Source organism: Candidatus Dependentiae bacterium, from assembly GCA_018897535.1.
Classification (GTDB): Bacteria; Babelota; Babeliae; order Babelales; family UASB340; genus UASB340.
Genome location: JAHIKO010000084.1, coordinates 1 through 2,702 on the forward strand (window position 1 = coordinate 1; position 2,702 = coordinate 2,702).

The window sequence follows — 2,702 nt, forward strand, 5'->3', positions numbered from 1 at the left end:
AGGCAGGTACTTTTGTAATTTTGGAACTAAAGATAATATTATTACATCTACAATTTATTGGTCGGGTGAAAGTGGATCTGTAAATCTAAATTCAAAAGTTTGGTTAACTTCTCAATGGACATTTAGCGGTAATTGCACTTTAAATGGTAATGGCAATATTTTGGATCTTACAAATAGTGGGAGTTTGATAATTGAACGCGGGTCAACTCTAAAACTAAAAGATTTGCATATAATGAACATGCATGGTGAAAATATAAATAATTTGGATGAAAATTGTACTGTAATTTTGGAAAATGTAACATGTGACTTATCCAACGATTTTGATTTTAATTGCGGTAAATGTGAAATATATAAATTTGTAGATTTAAATGGATCATACACATTCTTTTATGATAGTAATCAAACAATAACCGTTCATAAAAATACAGTGTGTGAAATTTCTCATGATTTAACTTGGGCAATAAGAACAAAAGATTCTTCCGGCGGAAATAAACCATTTTATTTTGAAGATTGTACATCTGAAGTTAGAGTTGAAAGTTCAAAAATAAAAATTGGTCCGGCTGGTATTATTTTTACGCGTGGAATTTTAGGCGTTTCCGGTTTGGTTGATTTACAACTTACATCTACTCAATATGGATATGGATTTCAAATTGGTGATGGCACCGATAATGGAAATTTTCAAATTGTTTTTCATCCGGGAGCTACGGTAAGAGCTCATCAAGGCGCATTTGTTATAGATTGCACCGTTCCGGGTTCAATTAAATCTTTATCTGATACAGCTTTATTGTACAGATTATCGAATAATAATTTTTACATCAAAAAAGATTTTAATATGAGCAATTTGTCCGTTTTGGTTGATTCTCCAACCGAAATGTTCGTTGATGATGGAGCTACTGCATATTATGATAATTGTAGATTTTTATTTGATGGTGTTAAATTTTTGACAACATCTACAAGATATATGGATTATGTTTTATTACTTTCAGGTAATCAGGAAATTTTTATAGAAGAAGGTACTTTTCCATTATATGCAATGATTTATGGCGCAGGTAATAAATTATATGGTTCCGGAAGTATGTCCGGTTTAATTACATTTGGTGGCCCGGGATCCGAACTAACATATGAACTTGATGGAAAGATGTTAAATGACATAAACTTAAATGGTGGAAAATTAATATTGTATAGAGATTTAGAATTTTCAGGTGATAATTTTATTAAAACATCAGGTTCTGTAGATTTAAAACATAATGATCTATTAATTGGTTCTCGTGATTTTGCCATAACTTCAACTTTATATTTTTCCGGTGATCATGGTTCTATTGGTTTAAATTCAACTCTATTTTTAACCTCGCAATTAACATTTAGCGGTGATTGCACAATCGATGGTAATGGAAATATTTTAGATTTTACACGCACTGGTAGTTTAATTATAGAACGAGGATCGACAATCAAATTTAAAAATTTACATCTTGTTAATTTAAAATCTGAAAATATAAACAGCTTGGATGAAAATTGTCACGTAATTCTTGATAATGTGGTTTGTGATTTGGGTGGAGATTTTGATTTTAACTGTGGTACTTGTGAAATTTATAACTATCTTGATTTGAATGGATCGTATACTTTTTTTTATGATTCCGTTCAAACATTTACAATACATAAACAAACTGTTTTTGAAATATCTAAAGATGTAACTTTAGCAATAAGAACAAAAAATCCTTCCGGTGGAAACAGACCGTTTTATTTCGAAAATGATACTTCTGAAATAAAATTTAATAATGCTACTATAAAAATAGGTTCTGCCGGTGCTTTGTTTACACATGGAACTATGGGAATCGAGGGAAAAGTTTATTTGGATTTAAATTCTACAGGATCCGAAAATGGAATTATTATAGGTGATGGTACTTTGGATGGCGATTTTTATATTGTATTTTATCCTGCTGCCACATATGTTGTTTCTGCCGGTGATATTGTAATAAATAATTATAATTCAAGCTCAATAGTTTCTCTTTCGGATTTGTCTAAACTTGAACGAAAATCAAATAATAATTTTTATATTCAAAGAGATTTTGATCTTGCAAATTTAACAATATCTTTAGATTCTCCAACAAATATGTATGTAAGTAATGGAATTAATGCAAATTATTCAAATTGCAGATTTGTACTTCCTGATTATGGTGTTAAATTTTTGACAACTTCGAAAAGATATCTTGATTCAGTTTTGTTATTAAATGGTAATGAAGAAGTATTTATAGAAGAAGGCAGTATGCCCTTATATCTTACTGTATTTAATACAAATAATAGATTGCATGGCTCAGGCAGTATGATGGGGGCAATTATTTTAGGAGGCCCGGGATCAGAAATTAAACTTGGACTTGAGGGCCAAATTTTAAATAACATTACATTAAATTATGGAAAAGTAACATTAGATAAAGATGCGCAATTTTCTACTAATAAATTTTTTGCCGGTAGCGGAACCGTAGATCTTAATGACAAAGAATTAAATTTGGGCAATCAAGATTTAAGTTCTAACTCTGTAATTTATTGGGATGGAAGTTATGGTTCAGTGTCTTTAAATTCAAGATTAAATTTATCAAGCCAGTGGACATTTAGCGGATATTGTATTTTGGATGGTAAAGAACATATTTTAGACTTAACAACCGGTGGAACTTTATTTGTTGAAAGAGGGTCAACACTTGTTCTTA

Annotated in this window: 1 protein-coding gene; it reads left to right on the forward strand. The window is 30.3% G+C overall.

The features are described 5' to 3' along the window. On the forward strand, positions 1 to 2,702 hold a 2,702-nt coding region (locus tag KKE07_05155), incomplete at both ends, for a hypothetical protein (GenBank protein MBU4270230.1).